This is a genomic window from Myxococcus sp. CA033 (genome assembly GCF_013336625.1).
Lineage (GTDB): Bacteria > Myxococcota > Myxococcia > Myxococcales > Myxococcaceae > Myxococcus > Myxococcus llanfairpwllgwyngyllgogerychwyrndrobwllllantysiliogogogochensis.
Genome location: NZ_JABUMU010000002.1, coordinates 699,618 through 725,463, shown reverse-complemented (window position 1 = coordinate 725,463; position 25,846 = coordinate 699,618). Strand labels below are relative to the sequence as shown.

General features: G+C 69.3%; 24 protein-coding genes. 10 read left to right on the top strand and 14 right to left on the bottom strand.

Annotated elements, in window-relative coordinates; translation table 11 throughout:
- Window positions 1-34 precede the first annotated feature (34 nt).
- From HUA78_RS08780 to HUA78_RS08730, 11 genes are all read right to left on the bottom strand, one after another.
- A complete protein-coding gene (locus tag HUA78_RS08780) occupies window positions 35-1,354 on the bottom strand; it encodes a POTRA domain-containing protein (protein WP_174476059.1) in 1,320 nt (439 codons plus the stop codon).
- Window positions 1,355-1,377: 23 nt separating this feature from the next.
- The gene (locus HUA78_RS08775; protein WP_174476058.1) at window positions 1,378-2,817 is read right to left on the bottom strand and encodes a TolC family protein; all 1,440 of its coding nucleotides are present in this window, start codon (window positions 2,815-2,817) and stop codon (window positions 1,378-1,380) included.
- Window positions 2,818-2,976: 159 nt separating this feature from the next.
- The gene (locus tag HUA78_RS08770) at window positions 2,977-6,096 is read right to left on the bottom strand and encodes an efflux RND transporter permease subunit (RefSeq protein WP_174476057.1); all 3,120 of its coding nucleotides are present in this window, start codon (window positions 6,094-6,096) and stop codon (window positions 2,977-2,979) included.
- Between the two features lie 36 nt (window positions 6,097-6,132).
- A complete protein-coding gene (locus HUA78_RS08765; RefSeq protein WP_141641318.1) occupies window positions 6,133-7,245 on the bottom strand; it encodes an efflux RND transporter periplasmic adaptor subunit in 1,113 nt (370 codons plus the stop codon).
- A 126-nt stretch (window positions 7,246-7,371) separates the two neighbouring features.
- A complete protein-coding gene (locus HUA78_RS08760) occupies window positions 7,372-7,971 on the bottom strand; it encodes a TetR/AcrR family transcriptional regulator (RefSeq protein WP_174467380.1) in 600 nt (199 codons plus the stop codon).
- A 105-nt stretch (window positions 7,972-8,076) separates the two neighbouring features.
- On the bottom strand, window positions 8,077-8,925 hold the full coding sequence (locus tag HUA78_RS08755) for a helix-turn-helix transcriptional regulator (protein ID WP_174454071.1): 849 nt from the start codon (window positions 8,923-8,925) through the stop codon (window positions 8,077-8,079).
- A gap of 76 nt (window positions 8,926-9,001) precedes the next feature.
- On the bottom strand, window positions 9,002-9,868 hold the full coding sequence (locus HUA78_RS08750; protein WP_217442010.1) for a hypothetical protein: 867 nt from the start codon (window positions 9,866-9,868) through the stop codon (window positions 9,002-9,004).
- Window positions 9,869-10,068: 200 nt separating this feature from the next.
- Window positions 10,069-11,334 carry a lipocalin-like domain-containing protein gene (locus HUA78_RS08745; RefSeq protein ID WP_174476056.1) on the bottom strand — a complete coding sequence of 422 codons (1,266 nt, stop codon included), beginning with the start codon at window positions 11,332-11,334 and terminating at the stop codon, window positions 10,069-10,071.
- Window positions 11,335-11,338: 4 nt separating this feature from the next.
- A complete protein-coding gene (locus HUA78_RS08740) occupies window positions 11,339-13,879 on the bottom strand; it encodes an FtsX-like permease family protein (RefSeq protein WP_174476055.1) in 2,541 nt (846 codons plus the stop codon).
- The gene (locus HUA78_RS08735) at window positions 13,876-14,592 is read right to left on the bottom strand and encodes an ABC transporter ATP-binding protein (protein ID WP_174454076.1); all 717 of its coding nucleotides are present in this window, start codon (window positions 14,590-14,592) and stop codon (window positions 13,876-13,878) included. Before HUA78_RS08735 ends, HUA78_RS08740 begins: the two co-directional genes overlap by 4 nt.
- Before the next feature lie 54 nt (window positions 14,593-14,646).
- Window positions 14,647-15,447 (bottom strand): carboxylesterase, encoded by an 801-nt coding sequence (locus HUA78_RS08730; RefSeq protein WP_141641369.1) that lies wholly within the window; start codon window positions 15,445-15,447, stop codon window positions 14,647-14,649.
- 69 nt (window positions 15,448-15,516) lie between these two features.
- Between HUA78_RS08730 and HUA78_RS08725 the strand changes: the two genes are divergently transcribed.
- Window positions 15,517-15,807, top strand: coding sequence for a DUF3467 domain-containing protein (locus HUA78_RS08725; RefSeq protein ID WP_141641313.1), 291 nt, complete (start codon window positions 15,517-15,519; stop codon window positions 15,805-15,807).
- Between the two features lie 28 nt (window positions 15,808-15,835).
- Here HUA78_RS08725 and HUA78_RS08720 read toward each other — a convergent pair whose 3' ends face one another.
- Window positions 15,836-16,429, bottom strand: coding sequence for a hypothetical protein (locus HUA78_RS08720; protein ID WP_174454077.1), 594 nt, complete (start codon window positions 16,427-16,429; stop codon window positions 15,836-15,838).
- 169 nt (window positions 16,430-16,598) lie between these two features.
- On the opposite strand from HUA78_RS08720, the gene HUA78_RS08715 reads away from it, so the two are divergent.
- The 7 genes from HUA78_RS08715 to HUA78_RS08685 all read left to right on the top strand — a co-directional run bounded on the left by HUA78_RS08715 (window position 16,599) and on the right by HUA78_RS08685 (window position 22,016).
- The gene (locus tag HUA78_RS08715; protein WP_141641368.1) at window positions 16,599-17,354 is read left to right on the top strand and encodes a hypothetical protein; all 756 of its coding nucleotides are present in this window, start codon (window positions 16,599-16,601) and stop codon (window positions 17,352-17,354) included.
- 21 nt (window positions 17,355-17,375) lie between these two features.
- Window positions 17,376-18,290, top strand: coding sequence for an oxygen-dependent coproporphyrinogen oxidase (gene hemF / locus HUA78_RS08710; RefSeq protein ID WP_174454078.1), 915 nt, complete (start codon window positions 17,376-17,378; stop codon window positions 18,288-18,290).
- Window positions 18,291-18,295: 5 nt separating this feature from the next.
- The gene (locus HUA78_RS08705; RefSeq protein ID WP_246137012.1) at window positions 18,296-18,799 is read left to right on the top strand and encodes a hypothetical protein; all 504 of its coding nucleotides are present in this window, start codon (window positions 18,296-18,298) and stop codon (window positions 18,797-18,799) included.
- A gap of 429 nt (window positions 18,800-19,228) precedes the next feature.
- Window positions 19,229-20,149 (top strand): Immediate early protein ICP0, encoded by a 921-nt coding sequence (locus HUA78_RS08700; protein ID WP_174460837.1) that lies wholly within the window; start codon window positions 19,229-19,231, stop codon window positions 20,147-20,149.
- A 76-nt stretch (window positions 20,150-20,225) separates the two neighbouring features.
- Window positions 20,226-20,840 (top strand): RNA polymerase sigma factor, encoded by a 615-nt coding sequence (locus tag HUA78_RS08695; protein ID WP_141641310.1) that lies wholly within the window; start codon window positions 20,226-20,228, stop codon window positions 20,838-20,840.
- Between the two features lie 73 nt (window positions 20,841-20,913).
- Entirely contained in the window at window positions 20,914-21,561 is a 648-nt protein-coding gene (locus tag HUA78_RS08690; protein ID WP_174454079.1) for an anti-sigma factor, read from the top strand.
- A gap of 56 nt (window positions 21,562-21,617) precedes the next feature.
- Window positions 21,618-22,016, top strand: a complete 399-nt coding sequence (locus tag HUA78_RS08685) for a hypothetical protein (RefSeq protein ID WP_174467888.1) — start codon at window positions 21,618-21,620, stop codon at window positions 22,014-22,016.
- A 21-nt stretch (window positions 22,017-22,037) separates the two neighbouring features.
- Here HUA78_RS08685 and HUA78_RS08680 read toward each other — a convergent pair whose 3' ends face one another.
- Both HUA78_RS08680 and HUA78_RS08675 read right to left on the bottom strand, forming a co-directional pair.
- Entirely contained in the window at window positions 22,038-22,826 is a 789-nt protein-coding gene (locus HUA78_RS08680) for a hypothetical protein (protein ID WP_174454081.1), read from the bottom strand.
- Between the two features lie 109 nt (window positions 22,827-22,935).
- The gene (locus HUA78_RS08675; protein ID WP_141641306.1) at window positions 22,936-23,499 is read right to left on the bottom strand and encodes a hypothetical protein; all 564 of its coding nucleotides are present in this window, start codon (window positions 23,497-23,499) and stop codon (window positions 22,936-22,938) included.
- A 424-nt stretch (window positions 23,500-23,923) separates the two neighbouring features.
- Between HUA78_RS08675 and HUA78_RS08670 the strand changes: the two genes are divergently transcribed.
- Complete coding sequence (locus HUA78_RS08670; protein ID WP_141648252.1) at window positions 23,924-24,163, top strand: chaperonin; 240 nt, start codon at window positions 23,924-23,926, stop codon at window positions 24,161-24,163.
- 67 nt (window positions 24,164-24,230) lie between these two features.
- Window positions 24,231-25,841, top strand: a complete 1,611-nt coding sequence (locus HUA78_RS08665) for a phospholipase D-like domain-containing protein (protein WP_174454082.1) — start codon at window positions 24,231-24,233, stop codon at window positions 25,839-25,841.
- Window positions 25,842-25,846: the final 5 nt, after the last annotated feature.

The following is a 25,846-nucleotide window of genomic DNA, read 5'->3' as shown; positions in this document are numbered from 1 at the left end:
GCCGCGAGAACGGCGGCCCGCGCTCAGAAGAACGCTAGAAACCGAAGCCCACGGCGACCGAGGTCACGATGTCGCCCGACAGAGGGTCCCGCGCCAGCTCGATGCCGACCGCCGGAATGGCCACTTCGCGGACATAGGCGCGAACGCCCACGCCGGGGGAGACGTACTTGAGCAGTGAGTTCCTCCACTCCACCCGGCCCACATCCACGAAGGCATGCGCGGTGAGGGTCAGCATGCTGGGGCTCCAGAGTGGCACCTGGTACTCCAGCGTCGCGGAGGTCGCCATCTCCGCCCACAGTGTTCCAGCGGCGAAGCCCCGGCTCCCCGTGCGGCCGCCCAGGAGCTGCGCGTCCAGGAACGCGTCTCCTCGCGTCTGTCCGTGCTGGGCCGTCAAGGTCAGCGCATGGTTGCCAAAGACAGGCAGCGTGTAGCTCGCGAAGAGCGACACCTGACGCATTTCGCGAGAAGAGCCCAGGAAGCCCAAGCCCTCACGGTAGAGCGCCCGGGCCACCAGCCCCTCGTTGAAATAGAAGTGGAAGTCCTGGCCCAGGTACTCGGCCGAGACGCTCACCCCGTGCACCTCTCCCCGCTGGGGTGTCTCCGGGCCCTCCGGCAAGGCCAATGGCTTGTTGATGAGGGAGAACCAACCCGCGCCGACATTCAGCTCAGGCGTTACCTGGTAGCCGAGCGTCCCCGCGATGTCGAAGCGCCTGTCCGTGTACGTATCCCTGATGACATCGCGGACATGGCGCTCCCGGTCCGTCTTGGCGAACTGGAATGAGAGGAGGCCCGTCCACTGGCTGCCGCCGATGCTCGGGTCCCGGTACATGGAGAACAGGGTGCCGCCCCGGTTGCCCCACATGCCTCCGCCCACCAGCGTCTTGCGCAGCCCGAAGAGGTTGCTCTCGACGGCGAAGACACCGGCCTGCCATTGCCCCTTTCCCGAGGAGAAGACGGGGATGGGCAGCAGCGTCCAGCGCTCCTCCACCGTGATTTGGAGTCCGACGCCTTCGCCCTCGGGGCGTGTCAGCACCTCCACGCTCTTGAAGAGCTGCAGGTTGAGCAGCCGTCGCTTCAGCTCGGCGGCGTCCCCGGTGGTGAGCATGTCCCCCGGAGCCATGCGCATGGCCCGGAGGATGACGGACTCCTGGGTGCGGGTGTTGCCCTGGATGTCGATGTGCTCGATGCGCCCCGTCAGCGTCGCGGGTGGTGGCGCCGAGGCTTCAATCGTCACTTCTCCAGCGACTGGCACGGGGCTCGGCGTGGGCGCTGTGTCTTGCGCCCAGGCCGTACACGTGAGTCCGACCGCGTGCAGCACCACGAGTCGGCGGACCTGGGTCAGAGACGTGTTCATGATGGATGCGTTCTTCATGGCGTTCACGGCACGGGCGCCAGCGAGTTGCCGGTGGGGTCGAAGAGTCCCGTTGCTCGGGCCAGGGCCAGGCGTGACAACTGCACGTTGAGCGCCTCCGTCACGGCGGACATCTGTGCGCTCGCGAGCGTCGCGTTGACGTCCGTCACCTGGAGATACGTCGTGGCCCCCGCGTCGAAGCTCTGCTTCGCGAGTCGCGCGCTCTCCCACGCGAGCTTCACCCGCTCCTCGGCCGTACTGAGGTTGACCTCCGCGCTCTCCAGTTCGCTGCGCGCCTTGCGCACCTCATCGCGAATCTTCTCCTCGGTGCCGCGCAGGTTGGCGCTCGCCTCGGCGATTTTTCCAGAGGACTCCCGCAGGTTGGCCTCGCGCAGTCCGCCGTCGAACAGGTTCCACGACAGGGCCAGCCCCGCTGTCCACGTGGACGCGACGCCGGTGAGGCCGGCGGTGTTGCTCGTCGAGACGTTGCCCGTGGCATGCAGGTTGGGGAGGTACTCGAAGAGCACCTGCTTGCGCCCGCCGCGCGCCAGGTCCACGTTGAGGCGCGCCGCCGAGGCATCCGGCCGCCGGTCGAGGGCCGTCTTCTCGGCGGACGCCATATCCCCTGTCTCCGCGGGAAGTGGCACGGCCGTCTCCTGGGGGGGCGCCACGTCGAAGTCCACCGGCCGAGCGAGGAGCGCGGCGAGGGAGCTCTTCGCCGTCGCATAGGCGTTGCGGCTGCGCACCACCTCCTGCTCGGCCTGCTTTCGGTCCAGCGTCGCGCGCAGCAGTGCCAACCGCTCCACGTCGCCCACGTCGAAGCGGTTCTGTGCGTCGCGCTCGAAGCCGCGACGAACCTCCAGGAGCTGCTCCTGCACCGCCATGGCCTCCCGCAGGCTCGCGGCGCCGAGATAGGCCTGGGCCACCGAGAAGAGAATCTCGCGTCGCGAGTTCTCCGCCGTCAGCCCCGCCACCTTCTCGCCCAGGTAGGCATTCTTGATGGCGGGCCACAGCGTGGGGACAATCAGGGCCTGCCGCGCGGAGATTTGACCGGAGAGCTGATCCTGCTTCTGCAGGGTGACGGGGTCCGGAGCACCGGGGAGCGCGAACGTCAGCTCCTTCGGATTGCGGATGTACGAGCCGCTCGCGGTGACGCTGGGGAGGTAGCCGGACCAGGCCTTGTTGCCCAGCTCCTTGGATTGCTGGAGCCGCGCGCGTGCGGCGTCGAGGCTGGGGCTCTGCTTCTCCGCGAGGGCGATGGCCTCCTGGAGGGTGAGCAGCGGGAGCGCGGTCGCCTTCGTGCCGGACGCGGACATCGGCACGGCGGAGTCGCTGGAGGCCGCATCCCGTACGGGCGTGTCGGTGGCGGCGGGGGCCGACTGGAAGGTGGGCGTGCGTCCGGGAGTGGCGGAGACGCTGGGGGCCTGCGTCAGCAGGACGCTGGTGAGGAACGCGTGGAGGAGCATGGTGAAGACCGAGGTGGGTGCGTCAGGGAAGCGAGGGCACACGAGGTGCGTCGCGGTCGCTTGAAAGGACCGGAGCGTCGACCTCGCGAGTCAGGTGGAAGAGGCGGAACCGGGCATGTGGCTCCCGGTTCCGCCGTCAGCGTGGCGTGAGCTCGTACTTCAGTGGGAGCCTTCCTCCGCGAGGAGCGGGCCGCTCGGCGCGACCAGGGCCTCCGACGTGGGGGCGTCACTCTTGCGACGGCTGAAGCGGGCGGAGAGCCCGTCCAGCAGCGAGTAGACGACGGGCACCACCACCAGCGTCAGCACCGTGGAGCTGATGAGGCCGCCAATGATGACGAGCGCCATCGGCACGCGAGTCTCCGCGCCGTCACCCTTGGCGAGCGCCACCGGAATCATGCCGGCCACCATGGCGATGGTCGTCATGAGGATGGGGCGCAAGCGCACCGGCGCGGCCTCCAGCAGTGCCTCGCGAGCGCTCTTGCCCGCGTCGCGAAGCTGCTGCGTGAAGTCGACCAGCAGGATGCCGTTCTTCACCACCAGACCCATCAGCATGATGACGCCGATGAGGGCAATCATCGACATGGCGTTGCCCGACAGCAGCAGCGCGCCGATGGCACCGATGAGCGCGAAGGGCAGCGACAACATGATGGTGAACGGGTGGATGTAGCTGCCGAACTGCGCCGCCAGAATCATGTACAGCAGGAGGATGCCCAGCCCCAGCGCGGTCGCGAAGGCGCCGACGGTCTTGTTCATCTCCTTCGCGTTGCCGGCGAAGCTCCCCACCACGCCCTGGGGCAGGTCCTGCTCCGCCTGCGCGGTGAGGAAGCCCATGCCCTCGCCCAGGGTGTAGTCGGGCGCGAGGTTGGCGAGCAGGGTGATCTGCCGCTTCTGGTTCTGACGGTCAATCTGCACCGGGCCCTCGGAAGGGGTGATGGTGGCCACGTTGCGCAGCTCCACCAACTGCCCGCCCGTGGTGCGCACGGTGAGCTGTCCCAGCGCCTCCTCGGAGGCGAGCGTCGCGTCGGGCAGGCGCAGCTTCACGTCGTACGTCTCGCCGCCCTCGCGGTAGGTCATGAACTCGTCGCGCCCCAGGTAGGCCCGCAGGGCGATGCCCACCTGGGCCGCCGGCACGCCCATCTGCGCGGCGCGCTCGCGGTCCACGCGCACGTCGAACTGCGGCTTGCCGCTGCGGAACGTGGTGTCGACGTCGGTGAAGCCCGGGTGGGACTTCATCGTGGCGAGCAGCTTCTCGCTGGACGCGACGACCTGGGGCCAGTCCGTTCCGCGCAGCACGTACTGGACCTGCTGGGTGCGGCCACCACCGCCGACGCCGGAGACGTCCTGGACGGAGAGCATCACCCCGGGGCGCTCGGCCAGCGCGTCGCGCAGGCGCACCTTGAAGGCCTCCTGGTCGAAGGCGCGCTCCTTGCGCGGCACCAGGTTCACCAGCACCTCGCCCTTGTGCACCTCCTCGAGTGTGCCACCACCGGCCGTGCTGAACGTCTCCTTCACGCCCTCCAGCGGGCGCACCTGCGCGGCGACGATTCCCAGCTCGCGCTCGGTGTCCTCCAGGGTGGAGCCCACGGGCAGCTCCATCGTCACGCGCACGGCGCCGTTGTCGGAGGGCGGGATGAAGGTGAACTTGAGGAAGCGGGCCATGCCCAACGTCAGCACCAGCACACCCACCGCGACGGCGATGGCCAGGGCGCGCCGCTCCAGAACCCAGCCGAGGATGCGGCGGTAGCCGCGCTCCATCCCCACGAGCACGCGCTCGATGGCGGCGCTCACGCGGTTGCGAGGCCCGCTGTGGGCGTGGGCCTTGAGCAGGCGGCTGGAGAGCATGGGCGTGAGCGTCATCGACACCGCGTAGGAGATGAGCACCGCCACGGCCACCGTGACGCCGAACTGGTAGAAGAACTGGCCAATCGTCCCCTCCATGAAGGCCACGGGGATGAACACGGCGACGATGGCGAGCGTCACCGCGAGCACGGCGATGACAATCTGCGAGGTGCCCTCGAGCGCCGCCTGCATGGGCGTCTTCCCCTCCTCCAGGTGGCGCACGATGTTCTCGATGACCACGATGGCGTCGTCGATGAGCAGGCCGATGGAGAGCGTCAGCGCCAGCATGGTGATGATGTTGAAGGTGAAGCCCAACATCGCCATCACCGCGAACGTGCCGATGACGCTCACCGGCAGCGCGATGGCCGACACGAAGGTGGAGCGCCAGTCCCGCAGGAAGATGAGCACGATGAGGACGGAGAGGACGCCGCCGATGAGCATGTCCTCCTGCACCGCGTGGATGGAGGCGCGAATCGTCGTCGAGTTGTCGCTGATGGTGCTGACCGTCACGCCCTGGGGCAGCTCGGAGTTGAGCTCCGCGAGTGACTCCTTGACGTTCTCCGCGACCTGCACCGTGTTGGCGCCCGACTGCTTGCGCACCACGAGCGCCAGGGCCGTGCCCGTGTCGGAGCGCGCCAGACCCCGCGCCTCCTGCGCGCCGTCCACCACCGCCGCCACGTCACGCACGCGCACCGGCGTGCCGTTGGGGCTGGCGACGATGATGCCGCCAATCTCCTCCACGCTGCGCGCCTCGGCCGTCAGACGGACGACTCGCTCGCGGCCTCCTTGCGTCGCGCGGCCGCCGGGCAGGTCCACGCTCTGCGCCTGGAGTGCCTGGCTCACGTCGCCGATGGCCAGCCCGTAGCCGCGCAGCCGCTGCGGGTCGACCACCAGTTGAATCTCCCGCTCGCGGCCACCCACCACGCCGATGCTGCCCACGCCCGCCTGACTCTGGAGCGAGGGCTTCACCACGTCCTCCGCCACGCGTGTCAGCTCCTCGATGGGCAGCGCGCCGGAGAGCGACAGCGTGAGGATGGGCGCCGCGCCGATGTCGAACTTCTCGACGACGGGCGTCTCGATGTCGTCGGGCAGTTCGCGCAGCGTGGCCTGCACCCGGTCGCGAACGTCCTGGGCCGCCACGTCCACGTTGGTGCCCAGCTTGAAGCTGATGGTGACCTGACTGACGTTCTCCAGGTTGATGGAGTTGAGCTCGTCCACGCCGCTGAGCGTGTTGAGCGCCTCCTCGAGCGGGTCGGAGATGTTCTTCTCGATGGACTCGGGGTCCGCGCCCGGCAGCAGCGTGGTGACGGTGACGACGGGGATGTCGACGTTGGGGTACTGGTCCACGCCGATGCGCGGATAGGCGTACAGGCCGAAGACGACGACCGCCGCCATCAGCATGACGGTGAAGACGGAGTGTTTGATGAAGGTCTGGAGCATGGCAGTGGCGCTCGTCGGAAGAGGGGAGGAAAGGGGCTACTGCACGACCTGGAGCGCGACGCCGTTCTGGAGCGGCAGGCTGGCGTCGGCGACGACGCGCTCCTGGTGGCCGAGCCCGTGCACAACGCGCACGAAGCCGGGCAGCACGCGCTCCACCTTGACGTCACGGCGCTGCGCCTTGCCGTCCTGGACCACCCAGACGAAGCCCTGCTGGCCCTTGGCGTTGACGGCCTGTGACGGCAGGAAGAGGCCCGCCTGTCCCGGGGCGCTGTCGGTGGCCATCATGTCGGAGAAGTCCAGCTCCACCAGGGCGCCCGCGCGCAGCCGCGCCCCGTCCTCCTTCGAGGGCAGCACGTCCGCGAGCACCTCCACGGTGCGCGTCTGCGAGTCGATGACGGCGCCGAGGCTCCGCACCTTCGCCTCGAAGGGCGCGCCAGAGGGGTTGAGTGTGCCCTTGACGATGGTGCCCACCTTCACGCGGTCCACGAAGGCCTCGGGCACCGGGGCGCGCACCTCGAGCGCCTGCGTGTTGACGAGGCCGAAGATGGCCGTGCCCGGCGACACGTAGTCCCCTTCGTTGCGGCTGCGGCTGGTGATGACGCCGTCGAAGGGCGCCGTGAGGGTGGCGTCGCGCAGCGCCTCCTGCGCGCTGGCGAGGACCGCGGCGGCCTGCTCGGCCTGGGCCTGTGCCTGTCGGTAGCCCACCTCCGCCTTGTCGAGCGAAGCGCGCGCGAGGCTGCCCGACTGCGCCAGCATCCGTGCCCGCTCCACCTCCGTCTTCGCGCCCTCCAGTGCCGCTTCAGCCGCGGCCTTGGCGGCGCGTGCCTGGTTTGCGGTGAGGCGCGCGTTGGAGGTGTCCAACTGCGCGAGCAACTGACCGCGCTTCACCGCGTCGCCCGCGTTCACCGTGACTTTCGTCAGGGTGCCGGAGGCCTCCGCGCTCAGCGTCGCCTCCTGTTTGGCGCGCACGCTGCCGGTGGCCTGCAGGACGCTCGCCTCCAGCTTCGTGGCCGGCGTGAGCGCCTTGACGCCCACCGGCTTCTGGACGGCCTGCGCCGAGGGAGACGGCGCCACGGGCTTGCTACCGCCACCACACGCCCCCGCCACCACGGCCACCACCACCACTGCTGCCTTCAAGGTCGTCTTCATCGCTGCGTTCCTCGTCGTGGGGCCGGCACTCATGGGGCTCCGGCACTGGATGACTGAAATGGTTTTCTGGTCAGTCCCGGGCAAACGAACACCCCATCCTCCGGGCACGGAGTGGGGCCTGGGGAGTCAGCTCATGGGGGGCTTGGAACCAGGTGGGGCGGAGAGGCCGCGGATGAAGACCTCGAAGGCGGCGTCCAGGGATTGGAGCGTCAGGGGCGAGGTCTCCTGGGTCATCAGCCTGGGGACGAGCATGGTGATGAGCTCCACGAAGCCGCGCGCCGCCAGTTGGGGGTCGCTGACGAAGAAGGCCCCTTGCGCCACCCCGTCCTCGATGACGCGCGCCAGGATGGCCGCGTCCGCCTCCTGCATCTGGGGTACGAGGTGCTGCACCTGGGTGCCCAACTCGAAGAGCGTGGCCAACTCAAGGCGTTCCCCGTCGGGCTTGCGGACGCTCTGCTCCAGCTTGCAGCGAATGTAGGCGCGGACCTGGGCCTCGGGCGTCGTGGCGCGCTGGACGCTCGCCTTGAGCTCGGCGAGGCTCATCTCGTGCGATTGCCGGACAATCGCCTCGAACAGCGCTTCCTTGCTCTCGAAGTGCAGGTAGATGCTGCCCTTGCCGACGCCTGCTCGTTTGGCGATGTCCTCCACCGAGGCCTTCTTGAAGCCGAACCGGGCGAAGACTTCGCCGGCGGCCTTGAGGATGGCGATGCGAGGGTCGGAACTCATTGACCGGGATTGTAATCTGGTCATTCGGTCATCGCAAGTCCCCTTGCGGCTGGGATTGATGTGCCGCCGGCACCTACCTGAAGCGCCGTGGAGTTCGGGCGGGCCTCAAGGGGCTCGTCTGGCAGGTCGCCTCGGGCGGGGTGTGGCGCGGGGCGGTGGGACGACGACGCCTCGTGCGACGCGCTGGCGGAAGTCGCGAGGCCTCTCGCCGGTGAAGGACGTGAAGGCGTGGGTGAACGCGGCGAGGCTCTCGAAGCCGACGGTGTAGGCCGTCTGGGTGACGCGGGCGCCGTCCTCGGCGAGCAGCTCCATGGCGCGCAGCATGCGGGCGTCGTGGAGGAAGCGGCGCCACGAGGTGCTGGCCTCCTCCTCGAAGCGGCGCGCGAGGGTGCGCTGGGACAGTCCCGCCGCGCGTGCGGCGCCGGCGAGGGTGGCGGGGCCGGCGAGTCGGGCCAGGGTGTAGACCATGGCGCGCTCCAGTTCGGGAGTGCGGGCGCGAGGCAGTCGCCATTCACGAGGTTCCGCGGCCCATTCCGAGAGCAGGTGGGCCAGGGCGGAGAAGAAGCTCTCGGCCACGGCATCGCGTGGGGAGCGCTCCGGTCCCCAGCGGGTGGAGAAGAGGAGCATCTCGCGCGCGAGTGGGGGGAGGACGAAGACGCGGCAGGTTCCCTCGGGGGCGGAGGGGACGCGCGAGGGTTCCAGGTACACGGTGCAGAGGGTGGCGGGCTGGGTTGCTCGCACGCGGTGGCGGGTGCCGGCGGCGAGCCAGGCGGCGCGCTGGGGTGGCAGGAGCCACTGGGCCTCGGCGACTTCCAGGTGGAGGGCGCCGCGAGCGGCGTAGAGGAGCTGGTGGCGGCGGTGGGTGTGCCAGCCGGAGGTGAAGGGCGTCAGTGTGTCGGTGAGACAGAAGGAGGACGCGGGGGCTGCGTCCACGTCCACCAGGGGCTTGGGCACCGTGACGTTCCTCCGTGCTCAGGCGCCCGGCGCTCGTGAGGGCGCGCCGGGGCCGAGCATACGGCGGGCGGGTGCCTCAGGCGGGCTTGGAGTTGGAGTGGTCGGTGGTCTTGCTGACGAGGTAGCCGCCGTGGCTGATGGCGAGCAGGGCGACGAGGCCTTCGGAGAGTTCTGGGAGGCTGGTGAGGGAGCCGCGTTGGATGGCCATGGAGATGTCGACGAAGTAGCTCACCGCGGCGATGGCGGTGAAATAGAACATCTGCACCTTGGCGAGGTCGATTTGCGCGGTGTTGCCGACCTCGTCTCCCTGGAACATGTCTGAGATTCGCGCGTCCTGGATGCCCTTGTTGGCATAGAGGGCGCCCTGGCGCTGGGCGTTGATCTCGGAGGGGGTCTCCGCGAGCTGGGCGGCGGTGGCGTCGACGGCCCTGGCGTCAGGGGTCTTGGAGCGTTTGCCGCTGAGCAGCAGCGGTGTACCGAGCATTGAAGTCGAGGCGATGCCCATGGCCCACCAGAGCTCCTGGGGGATGGCGACGTCGACGGCGTTGGGTGTGTTTGCCTTCACGCGGGCGATGACCATCGTCAGGTAGCCGGCGACGACGACGACGGTCCACGTGACGGCCTGGAAGCGAGACAGGCTCATGATGTTGCGCTCGCTGATGAGCACGCCGAAGGGTGTCCCGGTGATGCTCTGGCCGAGCACGGCGAGGAAGGCGAGCAGCACGGCGGACGCGGCGATGTAGCTCCAGCCGGGCGCGACGAACCACGCCGCCGCGAGGCTGAGCAGCGGCAGCGCGGTGGTGAGCATCAGCAGTCGCTGATTCTGGGGGAGGGGAATGGCGGTGATGGTGTTTGTCGGGGGAGGCGCGATACCCCCATCGGATGGCACTGCCGCAACGGCGGACACTCCTGTACTGGTGTTCGCTTCATTGTCATGACTCATGACACCCCCCGGGTGAGGGGTGAAGCATAGGCTTTCTTTCAGCCTGCCCGCCAAGGGCGCACCCTCGTGTGCGCAATGGCTACATCGCCACCCATCGTCACGGCAGCTGGCTTCTGAGCTGTATCCAGCCGTGCAACTCGGGGTGATTCCTCACGAAGTCCGTTTCAGCGAGTCGCGACAGGGGTGTGGTCTCGCTGGAGTCAGTGGCGAGGACTGTCTGTCGTTGGTGTGCTTCGGGCCTCCGGAGTCCCCCGGGCCCGGGCCTCTGGCCGTCGTGTCGAGGCCGCTGTGTCCGCGTACCCCGTCAGCTCCACGTAGCCGCGTCCCTTCACGGGCTGGCCCTGGCGCACGCCATCCAGGTTCACGCTGCCCTCCCAGTAGCGCACGCTCACGGGCAGCTCCTGGTCCGCGAGCTTCGGCGTCACCGTCAGCTCCAGCCCGAGCTTCCCCACCCGCAGCTTCCACTTGGACGGATACACCCCGCCGCGCGGACTCTTCCACGTGTCCAGCACCGCGAGCTCCACGTCATCCCGGGTCAGATGCACGGACGCGCTGTCCGCCGCACCCACGGGAGGCACCCACGTCCCCGAGCTGAACGGGTCCACCGTCCCGTCCTCGCGACGCAGTTGGTAATACATCAGCTCGCTGCCGTCCGAGAGCTGGAGCGAGAACCAATCCCAGCCCACCTGGTCCGCGCCCAATGCGCTGGTGCTCCACTCGCGGTCCATCCAACTCTCACCCGTCACCGCGTACGTCTGTCCTTCCAGTCGCACCGTGCCGCGCGAGGGCATGCGTGTCATCGAGTAGTAATACGACGCGTTGCCCGGCTCCGCGCTCTTCTGGCTCAACCCCCGGTCGCCTTCGAGCACCGGCGGCTTGCCCGGCTCCAGCAACAACTCCAACTCGACTTCGTCCGTCTCCGCGCGCAGCCGCACGGGCCACATCGCCTCGCCCACGCTCGTCGCTTCCCATTGCTCCAGCCACACCTTGAACGGCTGCGTGCGCGCGCCCGCGAGGCCCAGCGCCGCGCGGCTGTAGCGCTCCGCGACGTGGAACCGCCCCGCCGCCACGTCCGTCACCGTGAAGTGCCCCAGGTACACCTCTCGCGTTCCCCACGAGGAGTCCCGCGCTGGTGCATCGGGCGCCAGCGCATTGCGGAACAGGGTGAACTGATAGCCGAAGGCGCGCCCATCCGCCGTCTCGAGATTTCCTGTCCAGTACCACCACTCCGTGCGGAACTCCGGATGCGGGCCGTGGTCCTCGGGGAAGTGGAAGGGTCGTGGCTCGAAGGCGCGTGCATAGCCCTCCATTCCCCCATCACTCCCACCGAGCGCCTTCGCCACCGTCAGCGTCCCGCTCCTCGCGAGCGCGGGCGGCTCCGTCTCTCGCGTGACGATGAACGCCGCCACCGCCAACGCCGCCAGCACCACCGCCGTCCCGACGACGAGCCCTCGGCCGTTGCTCATGGCGTCACTCCTCCCTCAACGCGAGCGCGGGATTGGCGCGTGCCATCTTCCACGCCGGATACAGCCCCGCCAGCGCCGACGCCACCAGCGCCAGCAGCATCGCCTGCCCCAGCGTCTCCGGCGTCACCGCGAGCCGCAGCGTCCAGCCAAAGGACCGCTGATTGATGACGTACACGAGGATGTACGCCAGCCCCACCCCCAGCGGCATGGAGAACAAACCGGCCAGCAGCCCCAGCAGGCCCGTCTGCAGCGACACCAGCCCCCAGAGCTGTCGAGGCGTCAGCCCCGTGGCCCGCAGCACCGCGAACTCGCGCGCCCGCTCCAACTGCAATGACATCAACGCGCTGAGCACCCCCACGAAGGCCACGCCGATGGCCAGCAGTCGGAGCACCTGCGTAATCGTGAAGGTGCGGTCGAACACATCCATCGACGCCTGTCGCAGCGAGCGATTGGGTCTCACCAGCAGCGCCTGCTCGCCTCCCGCGCGCTCACGCACCGAGGCCACCAGCGCATCCACGTCCTGTCCCGGCGCCGCGTAAAGCGCCACGCCGCTCACACCCCGGTCTTCGTACCAGTGCTCATACGTGGCGCGAGGCATCAGCATCGTCCCCACGTCGGAGCCATAGTCGAAGTACACGCCGACCACGCGGAAGTCGTGAGGCCCTCGGTCCGTGGCCAGTTGCACCGTGTCGCCGACACCCACGCCCCGGTGAAAGGCGAAGGGCTCCGAGACGATGAGCGCATCCGTCGACGCATCCAGCTCCCGCCACACGGCCGCCTCGTCGCCTTGCTTGAAGCGATAGGGCCGTGCCGGCGAACGGCTGAAGTCGACCGCGAGCAAATCCGTGGGCACGCCATTCACCCGGGCGCGCGTCACGCGCAGGGTGCTGCTGCCCGAGGCGCCCGGCGTGGTGCGCAGTCGCTCCACCAGTCCCGGCACCAGCGTGGAGTCTCCGCGTCGAGCCACCAGCGAGGGCGGGGAGATGAACACGTCCGCCAGAAGAGAGGCCTCCAGCCACGACAGCACCGTGCCTCGGAAGCTGGACACCATGAGGCCCACGCCCACCGTCGTCGCCACCGCGACCATCAGCGCCGCCAGCGCCACCGCCGTACGACTGAGGCTCGTCCTCACCCCGCGCGCCGCCATGCGTCCCAGCAGACCGAAGGCGAGCCCCAACGGCACCGCCGCGAACAGGGACAGCCGCTCCGTCACCCACGGCACCAGCAGCGCGGCGCCAATCAACACGGCGAAGAGTCCCGCGTACGCCGGCACCAACGCCTGCGTGGGCCAGCCCAGAAGGCCAATGCCTCCCGCGAGCACCAGCAACCCGAGCAGCGCCAGCCTCGGCGCCCGCGTGCGCGACACGTCCTCCAGCGTCGAGCGGCGCAGCGTCGTCGCGGGCGCCGAGCGCGCCGCCTCCCACGCGGGCACCAGCGCCGCCAGCAACGTGGCCCCCAGTCCCAGCGCCAGGCCCTTGGCCAGCGTGAAGGGCTCCAGCGCCAGTCCGCGCACGCTGACCACGAAGTAGAGGTCATTGATGGTCTGGGTGATGAGCCCCACCAGCCCGCGTCCCAACAGGATGCCGAGCAGCAGGCCCGCCACCGTGCCGACGATGCCCAGCACCAGCGCCTCGCCCAGCACCAGCGCGAACAGCTCGCCCCGGGTGATGCCCACCGCGCGCAGCCGCCCCAGCAGTCCGCGCCGCTGCACCACCGAGAACGTCATCGTGTTGTAGATGAGGAACATCCCCACCACGAGCGCCAGCAGCGACAGCGCGGTGAGGTTGGTGCGGAACGCCTTCGTCATCTGCTCCACCGTGCCGGCCCGCGCCGACGCGCGCACCACCTCGGTCCCTGTCGGCAGCGTCGCTCGCAGTCGGTCCGCCTGCGCCTCTCCCCCTGGCAGTCGCAGGTCCACGCGCGTCAGTCGCCCCACGCGCCCCAACACTTCCTGCGCCGTGGACAGGTCCGTCAGCACCAGCGCCTCCAGCGCCCGCGCGGTGTCCTCGTCCTCGGGAGCCAGCAGCGCCGCCACGCGCAGCGAGGCCTCGCGTCCCTCCACGCGCACCGGCAACACGCCGCCGGCCTCCACGCCCAGCGCCCGCGCGGCCCGCGCGCTCAGGAGCACCGTCCCCGGCTGGGTGAGCAGCGCGCCCACGTCGCCCACGGCTTCGCCGCCCGCGTAGTCGCGGAACGGAGTCTCCGCGAAGGGGTCCACGCCCAGCACCGTGAGCGTGCGCCGGTCGCCCACCGCGGCCTGCACGTACCCTTCCACCACCGGCGCGGACACGGGCGCGTCCGGACGCAGCCTCAAGTCCCGATACACGGCCTCCGGCAGCCCCGAGGTGCCCCCCACGAGCTGGTGCGTGGCGCGTCCCGCCACCGCGTCCGTGGAGCGCTCGAAGGCCCGCAGCGCGCTGCCGCTCGCCAGGTCGATGGACACCACCACCGCGACACCCAGGGCGATGCCCAGCAGGGACAGCGCCGTCAGCCACGGATGGCGGCCCAGGTGGCGCAGACTGGAGCGCACCAGGAGGTTTGTCACCGGGGCTCCCTTCGCGGCACGTCGCGTTCCACCAGCCGTCCGCCCGTCATCTCCAGCACCCGGTCCGCGCGGGCCACCAGGCCCGGCTCGTGTGTGACGACGAACGCGCACGCGTGACCTTGCCGCGTGAGGCCCTCCAGCAGGTCCAGGACCTGTCGCCCCGTGGCTTCATCCAGGTTGCCCGTGGGCTCGTCCGCGAGGAGCAGCGGCGGCGAATGCGCGAGCGCCCGCGCCACCGCCACGCGCTGTTGCTCGCCACCGGAGAGCCGGTCCGGAAAGCTGTTCGCGCGAGAGGCCAGTCCCACGCGCTCCAGCAGGGCCCGCGCCTTCGCGCTCGCCTCCGCCGCATCGTGCCCGTTGAGCTCCACCGGCAGCCGCACGTTCTCTTCCACCGTCAACGTGGGGAGCAGGTTGAACGCCTGGAAGATGAAGCCCACGTGCTCGCGGCGCAGCAGCGTGCGCTCGCGCTCGCTCATCGTGCCCAGGTTCCGTCCGTCGACGAGCACCTCGCCGCGCGTGGGCAGGTCGATGCCGCTGATGAGGTTGAGCAGCGTGGACTTGCCCGAGCCGCTGCGGCCCAGCAGCACCACGAACTCACCCCGGCGCAGGGTCAGCCGCACGCCGGAGAGCACCTCGCGCGCGGTGTCGCCCTCGGCATAGGATTTCGTGACGTCACGCAGCTCGACGAGCGGAGGAGTGTCGGACTCAGGCATGTGCGTGCCCTTGATATACGGATGCGGCCCCTTTCGCCGCGTCCCGAGCCCCGCTCACGCGCCCGCCGGTTGTGGCTCCCATTCCCCGAAGTCACGCCACTGCGTCAGGAAGCCACCCACCTCGCTCGCCAGCAGGGGGCCGTCCGTGTCCCGGGGAATGACGTGGAAGCCGCGTCGCAGCGACACCACGCGCACGCTCGGCGACGCGGTGAGCCGGCGCGCCAGCCACCGTCCCCCCTCCGGGTCCACGACGTGGTCCTGCTCGGCCACCGCCACCAGGACAGGACAGCGCACCCGCGATACACCTCGCGCCGCCGCGTCCTGCAGGGTGACCAGGTCCCTCAAGCGCGCCACCGGGAAGCCGGAGAGCACCGGCGCCTGGGCCAGCGCCACCGGGTCCGAGATGTCCGTGCCCGTCTTCTCCACCCACGGCCGGGCCCACTCCAACAACGGCGTGCGCGACAACTGCCGGATGAGCATCATCCGAGGCCCCCGGAAGCGCACCGCCGGGGCGACGAGCGCCAGCGCTCGCACCGCTTCCGGATGGTCCGCCGCCAGCCCCAGCGCCAGGAGCGCGCCCATGGACAGCCCCGCGACGAAGATGCTCCGGTGACCCCGCAGCGCGCCCAGGGCGTGCTCGGCCGCGTCCCGCCAGTCGCGCCAGGTGACGCCCAGCAGCGCCTGGGGCGTGGTGCCGTGGCCCGGCAGGAGCGGCGCCACCACATGCATCCCCCGCGCCGCCAGCGCCTCTCCCAGCGGGCGCACATCCCAGGGACTGCCGGTGAAGCCGTGCAGCAAGAGGCACGCGTCCGGGCCCCGTCCCAGCTCGAAGGGCTCCGTCTTCTCCGCGTCCATGGCGAGCGAGGCATCCATCATGACGTCAGGCTGGCCACGCGGAGGCGCAGGCGCTATGCCCCATGCCTCATGGCGGACACTCCGAAGCCCCCGGACATGCAGTTGCAGATTCAAATCGACGAGGACGTCGCCAATGGTCAGTACGCCAACATGGCCCTCGTGAACCATACGGACACGGAATTCACGCTGGATTTCATCTACGTCCAGCCGCAGCAGCTCCGGGCCAAGGTGCGCTCGCGCATCATCACCAGCCCCAAGCACATGAAGCGGCTGATGCTGGCCATGCAGGACAACCTCAACCGCTACGAGGCGAAGTACGGCGCCATCGTCCTGCGCGAGGACGACGGCGGCATGCACTGACGCGAAGCCCCGGCGCCCGGCGGCGTGCTCACTCCTCCTCGGTGGGCGCGCTCGGGTCCTTCCGTCCGGTGGCCAGGTACGCCTCCGCGCGGGCCTCCAGGTGGGCGGCGAGCCTGGGCTCCACGCGCGACAGCACCTCCCATTCGATATCCGAGGCGCGGCGCACGATGGGCTTCGCCGGCGACATGGGCTCCCCCTGGACGTAGGCCGTCGCCGCTCCATCCCCCAGCTTCGAGTCCCGAGTGCCGGCGCCCAGGGTCGGGTGCATGGGCGCGCGCCCGTTGGTGGTGTAGGCCATCCGGTAGGCTCGCACCACGGCGCGGCCGTCCGACAGCGGATGGACCTGCACGAAGATGCGACTCCAGCTGGCGCCCATGTCCGTGTTGCCCCGGATGCGCCAGGTGGTGTGGATGTAGAGCGGGTCCGAACTGGGGAGCAGCTCGTACTTCTGCTCCGCGAGCAGGCGCCGCGTCGTCGTCAGCAGGGCGTCCGCCGACAGGTTGTAGATGGCGTTGCCGCTGGTGGTCTCCACCAACTGCTGGCGGGTTTCAGGCGTGACGGCGCAGCCGCAGGCTCCCCACAGGAGCCCGACCGTCACCCACGTCGAAAGGCGTGAGCGCATGGTGATGTTCTCGGAAAGTCCCCGGAGGAAAACGGAGGGAGCAGCTGCCCGCGAGCCCGGGGCCCGGCGCGCGGGGGACTATTCCTGGAAACGCACGGTGCGTGTCCCCCATATCGCCGGGGACACTGAACGGGTTGGCATCCATCCCGCAGGGGCGCAGACTTGGGAAATCGTGCTCAGAATCCTCGTCTCATTGTTCGTGCTGCTGTGCGCTCGTGCCGCCTCCGCCCAATGCCTGGGTGACGGAGTGCAGCTGTTTCCCACGCCCGGCGCCATCGTCCCCATCAACAGCCGCTTCCTGCTGGAGGGCGTGGGCACGGCCCGGGAGTCCGTGGTCGCGCTGGTGGGCAAGAAGCTGCGGCTGGTGGCGGACACCCACGAGGTGGAGGTGAAGGCGCAGCGCGGCTGGGAGAGCAGCCTGGGTCGAGCCACCATCGTCCTCAAGGTGGTGGGCAAGCTGGAGCCGGACAAGCGCTACACGCTGCGGCTCGACGAGCTGCTGCCCAACGTCGCCGTGCTCAACGGCCGGGCGGGGGCGCTGCCCGAATGGAACACGGGCAAGGGCGCCGACACCCAGCCGCCGCGCTGGCAGAAGCGCCCCGCCGTCTCGGAGGGCTTCCTGCGCCGCACGGCCCAGGGCACCGCGCGCTTCGTGCGCCTCAACCTGTCGCTGAAGGAGGAGAGCCCCGCGTATCTCGTGGTGAAGCTGGAGCCCCGGCGTCCGGGCCCCAGCATCCAGCAGTACGTGGTGCCGGTGCACAACAACACGGCCTTCATCGGCCACGAGGCGTGCAGCGGGACGTTCGCCATGGAGGACGGCCGCAGCTACCGGGCGCGCATCGAGGCGTTCGATGCGGCGGGCCACAACGCGCCCCCCGTTCCGCCTGTGGACTTCGAGGCGCCGGCCGACTACTCCGCGCCGTAGCGGCAATCGCCAGGAGCACGCATGACGAAGGTGGACGTGGAGAGTCTGAAGGAGCGGATGGCCGCCTTCACCCAGTCGCTGCAGGACGACATCTGCGGCGCGCTGGAGCGCCTGGACGGCACGGGACGCTTTCGCGAGGACGCCTGGACGCGGCCCGGCGGGGGCGGTGGACGCAGCCGCGTGTTGGAGGACGGCGCCGTGCTGGAGAAGGCGGGCGTCAACACGTCGGTGGTCTTCGGAGAGCTGGAGGACCAGTTCGCCAAGAAGCTCCAGGGTGAGGGGCGCTCCTTCTGGGCCGGCGGCATCTCCCTCGTCCTGCACCCGCGCAACCCTCACGTGCCCACCGTGCACGCCAACTACCGCTTCATCCATCAGGGCGGGAAGGCGTGGTTCGGCGGCGGCGCGGACCTGACGCCGTACTACCTCTACGAAGAGGACGCGGCGCACTTCCACCGCGTGCACAAGGCCGCGTGTGACGCGCACGACCTGGCGTACTACCCGCGCTTCAAGGCCGCGTGCGACCAGTACTTCCACCTGCGTCACCGGGAGGAGACGCGCGGCGTGGGCGGCATCTTCTTCGAGAACATGGGCGGCGACCTGGAGCGCGAGCTGGACTTCGTGCGCGACTGTGGCCGGGCCTTCCTGGACGCGTACCTGCCCATCGCCGAGCGACGCAAGGACACGCCCTTCTCCGAGGCCCAGCGCTTCTGGCAGGAGGTGCGGCGCGGGCGCTACGTGGAGTTCAACCTCGTCTATGACCGCGGCACCGTCTTCGGGCTGGAGACGCGCGGGCGCACCGAGTCCATCCTCATGTCCCTGCCGCCCCAGACGCGCTGGCGCTACGACCATCATCCGGAGCCCGGAAGCTGGGAGGCCCGGCTGGTGGACGTGCTGAAGCAGCCCCGCGACTGGGCCGCCTGGACGCCGGAGAGCTGAGGACCATGTCCGACCCCTCCACATCCCCTCCGCCTCCGTCCCCGCCGGGCAACCTCCTCAAGCGGTGGCCCCTGCTCGCCGCCGGGTTGGGAGTCCTCGCCGCCATCCTGGGCGTCCTCGGCCTCCGGCACGTCGGGCAGTCGAGCGAGCGACCCACCGACACCGAGGCGCGCCTCAACGTGCTGGCGCTGTGTGACGCGGTGCAGGCATACCGTGACGAGCATGGCGCCTATCAGGTCGCGGGCCCCACGCCCCGGGACGTGCCGCGCGGCGGCGAGTCGGTGCCCTTCCCGGAGAACGACGTCTTCCACCGCCTCGGCTTCGAGCCGGAGGGGAAGGTGCGCTTCCAGTACGAAGTGGTGGTGCAGGAGAGCCCCGTGGGCGAGCCGGAGGTGTCGTGCCTGGCGCGCGGCGACTTCGACGGCGACGGGCTGAACTCCGTCTACCGAGTGCGTCTGGACGCCAACGGAATGACCACGCCCGTCGAGGTGGAGCGCGAAGGCGAGTAGTTGGCCGCAACCTGATCCTCGCTCCGGGCGAGAATCTGGGAAATGGGCCACGTCGGCGACATGAGGGGGCCCCGCGACGGTCCCCGGGCAGGAAGGGGCGGCGGGGAGCCTCGTGGCGAGCATGGCCCGCGCACGTCGTCCAACTCGGGCGCCAGCCCCCGGACGCCTCCAGCGGGACTTCCCCTGCTGGCGGATGGCATGGAGCCAGAAGGCGCGGAGCCCACCCGCATCTGGCGCGCCCCCGTCTCCGACACACCGCGTGAGAGCGGAAATGCTCCCCGGGGCACGGCGTCGCTGGCGGACACTTCGTTCAGCTCCCAAAACAGCCCCCGGGACGCGCCCGCGTTAGGCTCCCGGAGTCCTTCGGCGGAGCCCACCGGGGACGTGCCAGAGACGCCCCTTCCCACGACGGATGACGAGGCACCGCTCATGTCCGCTTCCTCGCGAATCACCTCCAACTTCAGCCAGCTCGCCCGGCTCATCCTCAAGTCGCCCGCGGGAGGGCCGCGCGGCCCCAAGGTCCCCGAGGGTGGCGGGCTGGAGGGTGGGGGCCATGGGAAGCACGACGCCTTCCGGACCAAGGGCGCCATCCCCGGCGGCCATCCCACCCTGGGCGGCACCGAGCGGGCGCCGCTGCGCAAGGTGGCGGAGCTGATTCCCCCCGGGCTCGAGAAGGTGGCGGGCCAGGAGGAGCTGGGCTTGCGCTTCGGCTCGGACGCGGCGCTGCTGGCCCAGCACCTCAAGCCCTCGCAGCTGTCGAGCACCGAGCGCGCCACCCGGCTGTGGGCCTTCTTCGCCGCCTACGCCGAGGCCGCCGTGGCCCAGCCGCCCCAGAAGGAGGGGCAGGAGGCCTTCCGCGAGTCGCTCAAGGGCCAGGGCTTCGCGGAGCTGCGCGACGCGCGCACCGGCCAGGACGGGGTGACGCAGGGCCTGTGGGTGCTGGAGGCCAGGACGCCCGACGAGGCCCGCGAGCGCGTGGCCACCGTCCGGCTGGAGCCGCCCCCGGAGGTCCGCCACTCGGAGGCCGCCGTCCGCAAGGAGGGGGTGGCCGAGGGAGCTCTCGCCATGCAGGCCCGCGGACCGGACACGCTCCGGGGCGGCCCCGCGCCGCTGGGCATGAGGGCGTCCGAGTCCGAGGATTCCGACGAACAGCCCTCGGATTCCGACGGCCGGCGCCGCTCCTCGGGCAAGCGGTTGGGGCCGCAAATGCTCTGGAACGTGCTGCACCGGTTCCGCGCGGACCCCGAGGACGGGGCGGTGTCGCAGGGGCAGTGGGACAGGGCGGCCTTCGGGGCCATGCTGGCCCTGGCGGGCATCGCCCTCCTGGTGCTGGCGCTCGTGAGCCTCTAGGGAGACTTGCCGGGGAGGCTGCCTGGCGGTGGAAAGTCCTCGGCGTTGGCCGGCTTGTGGTACGTTGCCGCACCCATTGGCAACCGACGACCTTACACTCGTCAAGCGCGTCCGGAGCGGCGACCAGCGCGCGTTCAAACTCCTCGTCGAGCGTTACCAGCGCAAGGTGTACGCAGTTGCGCTCGGCATGCTCAAGGACAAGGAGGAATCGATGGACGTCTCCCAGGAGGCGTTCGTCAAGGTCTACAAGTACCTGGACCACTTCAAGGGCGACTCGTCGTTCTACACCTGGCTCTACCGCATCACCGTGAACATCTGCATCGACGTGCTGCGCAAGCGCGGAGGTGGAGGCGAGGCGGTGGAGTTCGACGAGAACCAGGCCATGGACCTGTCCGAGGCCCGCATCGGCGCGCTCGGCAGCCGCCTGGGCACCAATCCCCAGAAGAGCGCACTCCGGCGTGAGCTGGCGGAGAAGATTCAGGAAGCGCTCGCCACGGTGCCCGAGAAGCACCGCGCCATCCTCCTCCTCCGGGAGATCGAAGGCATGTCCTACGAGGACCTGGCCCGGACGCTCGACATTCCCAAGGGCACGGTGATGAGCCGCCTCTTCCATGCCCGGGCGAAGGTCCAGAAAATCCTGAGTGAATACCTGGAGTTGGACGAAGCGAAGAGCGGAGTGGGCAGCGAATGAAGGGCCCTCGAATATCTGAGGGACCCCCGCGTCACAGCGTTCGCAGCATCCACCACCGAGCAGGGTGAAGGTTATGGCCGGAAATCCCGCATGTGAGCGTTTTGTCCCCATGCTCTCCCCGTATGTCGACGGGGAGCTGACCCCCGCGGAGCGGGTGAACGTGGAGCGTCATCTTGGCGCGTGCCGCGACTGCACGGGGCGCGCGGCGGACCTGCGGGCCGAGTCGGGCCTGCTCCGGGTCGGCCTGGACATGGCGGTGGATGACGTCGACTTCAAGGACTTCGCGCAGAAGGTCATGGCGCGGGTGACGCCGGAGAAGCCGCCCCTCCTGGAGCGACTGAAGCTGGCGCTGTCCGAAATGTTCCTCTACCAGCGCACGGCGATGGTCTCCTCGCTGGCGACGGCGGCGGTGCTCGTGCTGGTGGGGCTGCCGCTGCTGCTCAGCGACAAGGCCCCGGTGGGTTACGGCGCGGAGCGGATGACGGTGAAGTCCATCCAGCCCTATCAGGACGCCCGCGTGGCGCCGGTGGTGATGGAAACCGACAACGGTGGCACCATCATCTGGCTGGTGGATGAAGAGACGCAGGACGGCTCCCCGTCGGAAGAGGACGAGGAGCTGGAAGAGGACATTGGCGGCGGGCTTCGCAACAAAGGCAAGGGGCCCAAGCCCCTGGGCAAGCCGAAGACCGACGTGGAGCGCCCCTCGGGAGGTCCCCTGTGAAGAAGAACGCGTCGTCCGGCCGGCTGCTGCTGGCCGTGCTGGGCCTGGGCTTGCTGATGCCGGTGGTCGGCCAGGCCCAGGAGGAGCAGAAGGTCAGCATCCAGGTGGAGGTGGTGCTCGCCTCCAAGAAGGGCTCGGAAGTGGAGCCCCCGGAGCTGGCGAAGATGAAGGAGCAGTTCCAGAAGCAGAACTTCAACTTCACGTCCTTCAAGCGCCTGTCCAACGAGAAGCTGGAAGTGGGCGCGAAGACGGCCACCGAGGTGAAGCTGCCCAACGGCAGCAACGCGTCGCTGCTCCTGCTGGGCATGAAGGAAGGCACCGCCACCGTGCGCGTGGCCATTCCGCGCCAGCCCACGCTGGACGTGGAGCTGGGCCGGCAGGGCGCCGTCTATCAGAAGGCGGGCAAACACGTGGGCGGAGAGCTCATCCTGGTGCTCTCCCCGCCCTCGAAGTAGTCGGACCTGCCGCGGGTCGCCTCAGGCGGCCCGGTCCACCGCCAGCGCCACGTCGCTGAAGTCAGCCTCATCCAGCTCGAAGGGCTCCTCTGCCTCCGCGTTCGCGGCCGGGGCCAGCGTGGCGCGGCGCGGCTCCGTCTGGTCGGCGCGCTCGTGCTCCAGGTGGATGCGCAGCCCGTCGAACATGGTGTCGAACGCCGCGTAGATGCGGTTCACCATGGCCAGCGCGTCCTCGCGCACCTCCGGCGCCAGCACCATGGCCTCCAGCTCCTCCGCCAGCTGCTGCTCGAACATGGCGTGCTGCGCTTCGGCCTGCATGTGGTGGTCGGAGAAGTACTTGAGCTTGTCGTCCGCGCCCTGTGTCGCGCTGATGACCGCGGTGCGGCTGAAGAACACGTGACTGGTGGACTCCAGCGCCCACAAGAGGACGATGCGCAGCCGGTCATCCACCGAGCGGTAGACTTCGCTGATGATGGAGTAGGCGGCGTCGCGCGTCTTCGCGTGAGCCTTGCCGTAGAGCGCGCCGATGCTCAGCGAGCCCCCGGTGAGCTGGGCGATATCGTCCTCGAACCACTGGTCATGCCCGCCTTCCTCCGCATGGTGATGCGTGGCGAGCTCCTTCAGGTGCGCGTCCTGGATGAAGTGCGCGTTGAGGCGCAGCACATCCTGGAACGTCATCACCCAGAAGGTGAGGCGAGGCGCGAATGCCATCACCTGTTCTATCGGTCGGTCCTGCTTCAGGTCCGCGAAGAAGGGGTGTGAGGCGAACCGCTCCTCGCACACCGCGATGTGTTGGAGCACGGCCTTCATGGATGTCCCTCCCGGATGCATGTCTCCGTTCGGCCCTGGCGGAGTGTCTTTGACGACGTGCCCAGGTCCGCGCGGGGAGCCACGCGGGCCTGGAGGCCTGCGATGTGCGCTACCAACTGATGTTGTACGTGCAGGCCCCATCTCCCCTGCGACGGCAACTCCTGGGGTCATGTTCAATACGCACCCAAAGCGAATCCTTGGGGCGAAACCTGTCCGTGATTGCCTCCAGCAGGCCGTAGTCCAAGTCGCACGGATAGGGATTGTCACAGCGCATCTTCGCGTTGCGCTTGTCCACCGGCTCGTAGTGGTAACCCCCGATGTTGCCCTTGCCCCGGTGGTTCATCTTGTACGCCAGGTCCACCGCTCGCAGGCCTTTTTCCAGGTTGTCGATGTCTGGCGGGAAGTGCGCGCTGTCTGGAATCTTCCGGCCAATCGTTCGCACCGTGCTGGGGCCAATCTTCTCGAAAACCAGGCTGAAAGATTTCAGCAACGCGGGCATCGGGTACCACGTCTTCGCTTCCAGTGGAGTGATGCCATTCTCCGCGAGGATTCGCAGCGCCCGGGCCTGCGCCAGCTCCATTCCGTTGACGATGGCGAGGATGGATTGTCCGACGATTTCGACGCCCTGGTAGGTCGCGAAGGTGGGCTGTGCGGGAGGAGTCTTCAATTCCATACGTGGATGTCCTCGGAAGAAGCGATGCCACGCATTGAAACCGTTTTCTCAGGTCTTTTCAAATTGACTGATATGTTTAAACTTTTCCGCTGGCGTGAATACGTTTTACATTGGGGGTAAGGCTGACCCATGTCTCGATGTCTCGTGTCTGATTCCAAACACTCACGTGGGAGGAGTGGGGCGCGGGTGTGCTGGCGCGGCGGGGCTGTCAGGTCGTGCGGAGTTCGCACGCCGGACTGAAAAAATGGCAGTCCTTCCCCTGGGTGAGGGGCGGATTGGGGTGCCCGATTCCAGTGAAGACGCGGGGTTGTCGTTCGGCACGTGGGTTGCTCTTGGGCTGGGGGCAGGCGGGCGGCGGCGGCGGCGGCGGTGGTGGCGGGTCGGTGTGGTGGCGCGGTGCATCCCTCATCCTTGGAGAAGAACCATGGCGAAGACTCAGCAGCGTGGGCAGGTCATCCGTCGTAAGGCTCGGCAGGTGAAGGCGACGACGGCTCGGGCGGTGTCGGGTGCGGGGAAGCACGCACGGCAGGTGCAGGTGACGCTGGGAGACCTCATCGCGGCGGCGTTCGACACCGTGGGGGGCGAGGTGAAGAAGGTGAAGCAGGTGATGTCCTCCACGGACATGACGCTGGCCACCGGCAAGCACATCGTCTTCGTGGGCTGAGGTTGCGCGCGCGGGGCGCCACGGGGCGTGGCGCTGGGGGAGGGCGGCGGCGAGGGGAGCGGACAGCGTGAAGCGCATCATCATTCCCGGGCGCAACTGCTGGACGGTGGAAGAGGCGAGCGACGGCGGCGTGCTGGTGGACGGGCGCGCCTACTACCGAGAGCTGTACCGGGCCGCGAAGAAGGCCCGTCGCTACATCGCGATGACGGGCTGGCAGTTCGACAGTGACGTGTCATTGCTTCGGGGCGAGGACCTGGAGGAAGCGCGGGGCGGCGAGGTGCGCCTGCTGCCCATGCTGGACGCGCTGTGCCGGGCCAACCCGGAGCTGCACGTCTACATCCTGGCGTGGGATTTCAGCCTGCTGCTCGCCATGGAGCGCGAGTGGATGCAGCACCTGTTGTTCAACTGGACGACGAACGAGCGCGTGCGCTTCCGCTTCGACGCCTCCAGTCCCTTGTACGGCGCCCATCACCAGAAGCTGGTCGTGGTGGACGGGGTGCAGGCCTTCACGGGCGGGATGGATGTCTGTGATTGCCGTTGGGATGACCGCGACCACCGGGTGGGTTCGGCGCTGCGGTGTGACAGCGGCAGGGACCCGCACGGGCCCTACCATGACGTGCAGTCGGTGCTCACCGGGCCGGTGGTGGAGCGCCTGACGGAGCTGTTCGAGGCGCGCTGGGCGCACTCGGGCGGAGGAGAGCTGCACCTGCCGCGCGTGGCGAGGGATGACGTGACGTTCTCGTCCAGTGTGCCGGCGCCGCCCGGGCCGGTGGCCATCAGCCGCACCTTCGGAAAGACGCTCGTGCCGCCGCAGGAGGCCGTGCAGGAGGTGCGCGCGCTGTTCCTGGACGCCATCGAGGCGGCCGACCGGTTCATCTACATCGAGAACCAGTACTTTTCGTCGCGGGCCATCTTCCAGGCCCTGGTGAAGCGCTTCCGCGCGTCCGGACGTCCACCGATTCAGGTGGTGCTGGTGTTGCCCCGGCAGCCGGAGGCCCTGCGCGAGCAGTTGGCCATGGGCGTGGCCCAGGTGCGGCTGTTGCGCACGCTGGAGCGGATGGCGCTGGAGACGGGACACACCTTCCGGGTGTACTGCTCGGCGGGGCGCAATCCGGAGACGGGCGCCGATGTCTTCACATACATCCACTCGAAGGTGATGGTGGTGGATGACCGCTTCCTCACGCTGGGCTCGGCCAACACCACCAATCGCAGCCTCGGGTTGGACTCGGAGCTGAACCTGAGCTGGGAGTCGGAAGAGGCGGGCGACGTCGTCGCTCGTGCCATCCGCCGCGTCCGCGTGTCGCTCCTGGCGGAGCACGCGGGGCTGTCGGGCGCGGAGGAGCTGATGCCACTGGCTCGCGCGGACCCGACGTGGGTGGAATGGCTGGACGCGGTGGCGAGCGCGGGCCTGCACCGGCTCCGCCCGCACCCCCTGGAGACGGTGTTCGACCAGAGCCCGCTGCTCAAGTCGCTGGAGCCGGAGGAGCTGGTCATCGACCCGGAGGACTCCGTGCTGGACGAGTCCCTCTTCGAGGCGCTGCGTGGCGCGGAGGACGGGCTGTTCGCTTCCGGCGTCCGGCTCTTGTCGCGCTGGCTGGTGGGCGCGGCGGAGGAGCGTCCCCACCGCGCGATTCTCCCCGCGGGCCCGGATGACGAGAGCGGCCGTTGCGGAGGCTGAGGCCG

Coding starts and splice junctions, on each gene's coding strand:
- HUA78_RS08780 (WP_174476059.1), bottom strand. CDS start 1,354: ATGAACACGTCTCTGACCCAGGTCCGCCGACTCGTGGTGCTGCACGCG.
- HUA78_RS08775 (WP_174476058.1), bottom strand. CDS start 2,817: ATGCTCCTCCACGCGTTCCTCACCAGCGTCCTGCTGACGCAGGCCCCC.
- HUA78_RS08770 (WP_174476057.1), bottom strand. CDS start 6,096: ATGCTCCAGACCTTCATCAAACACTCCGTCTTCACCGTCATGCTGATG.
- HUA78_RS08765 (WP_141641318.1), bottom strand. CDS start 7,245: ATGAAGACGACCTTGAAGGCAGCAGTGGTGGTGGTGGCCGTGGTGGCG.
- HUA78_RS08760 (WP_174467380.1), bottom strand. CDS start 7,971: ATGAGTTCCGACCCTCGCATCGCCATCCTCAAGGCCGCCGGCGAAGTC.
- HUA78_RS08750 (WP_217442010.1), bottom strand. CDS start 9,868: ATGAGTCATGACAATGAAGCGAACACCAGTACAGGAGTGTCCGCCGTT.
- HUA78_RS08745 (WP_174476056.1), bottom strand. CDS start 11,334: ATGAGCAACGGCCGAGGGCTCGTCGTCGGGACGGCGGTGGTGCTGGCG.
- HUA78_RS08735 (WP_174454076.1), bottom strand. CDS start 14,592: ATGCCTGAGTCCGACACTCCTCCGCTCGTCGAGCTGCGTGACGTCACG.
- HUA78_RS08730 (WP_141641369.1), bottom strand. CDS start 15,447: ATGGACGCGGAGAAGACGGAGCCCTTCGAGCTGGGACGGGGCCCGGAC.
- HUA78_RS08725 (WP_141641313.1), top strand. CDS start 15,517: ATGGCGGACACTCCGAAGCCCCCGGACATGCAGTTGCAGATTCAAATC.
- HUA78_RS08720 (WP_174454077.1), bottom strand. CDS start 16,429: ATGCGCTCACGCCTTTCGACGTGGGTGACGGTCGGGCTCCTGTGGGGA.
- hemF (WP_174454078.1), top strand. CDS start 17,376: ATGACGAAGGTGGACGTGGAGAGTCTGAAGGAGCGGATGGCCGCCTTC.
- HUA78_RS08705 (WP_246137012.1), top strand. CDS start 18,296: ATGTCCGACCCCTCCACATCCCCTCCGCCTCCGTCCCCGCCGGGCAAC.
- HUA78_RS08700 (WP_174460837.1), top strand. CDS start 19,229: ATGTCCGCTTCCTCGCGAATCACCTCCAACTTCAGCCAGCTCGCCCGG.
- HUA78_RS08690 (WP_174454079.1), top strand. CDS start 20,914: ATGGCCGGAAATCCCGCATGTGAGCGTTTTGTCCCCATGCTCTCCCCG.
- HUA78_RS08685 (WP_174467888.1), top strand. CDS start 21,618: ATGCCGGTGGTCGGCCAGGCCCAGGAGGAGCAGAAGGTCAGCATCCAG.
- HUA78_RS08680 (WP_174454081.1), bottom strand. CDS start 22,826: ATGAAGGCCGTGCTCCAACACATCGCGGTGTGCGAGGAGCGGTTCGCC.
- HUA78_RS08675 (WP_141641306.1), bottom strand. CDS start 23,499: ATGGAATTGAAGACTCCTCCCGCACAGCCCACCTTCGCGACCTACCAG.
- HUA78_RS08670 (WP_141648252.1), top strand. CDS start 23,924: ATGGCGAAGACTCAGCAGCGTGGGCAGGTCATCCGTCGTAAGGCTCGG.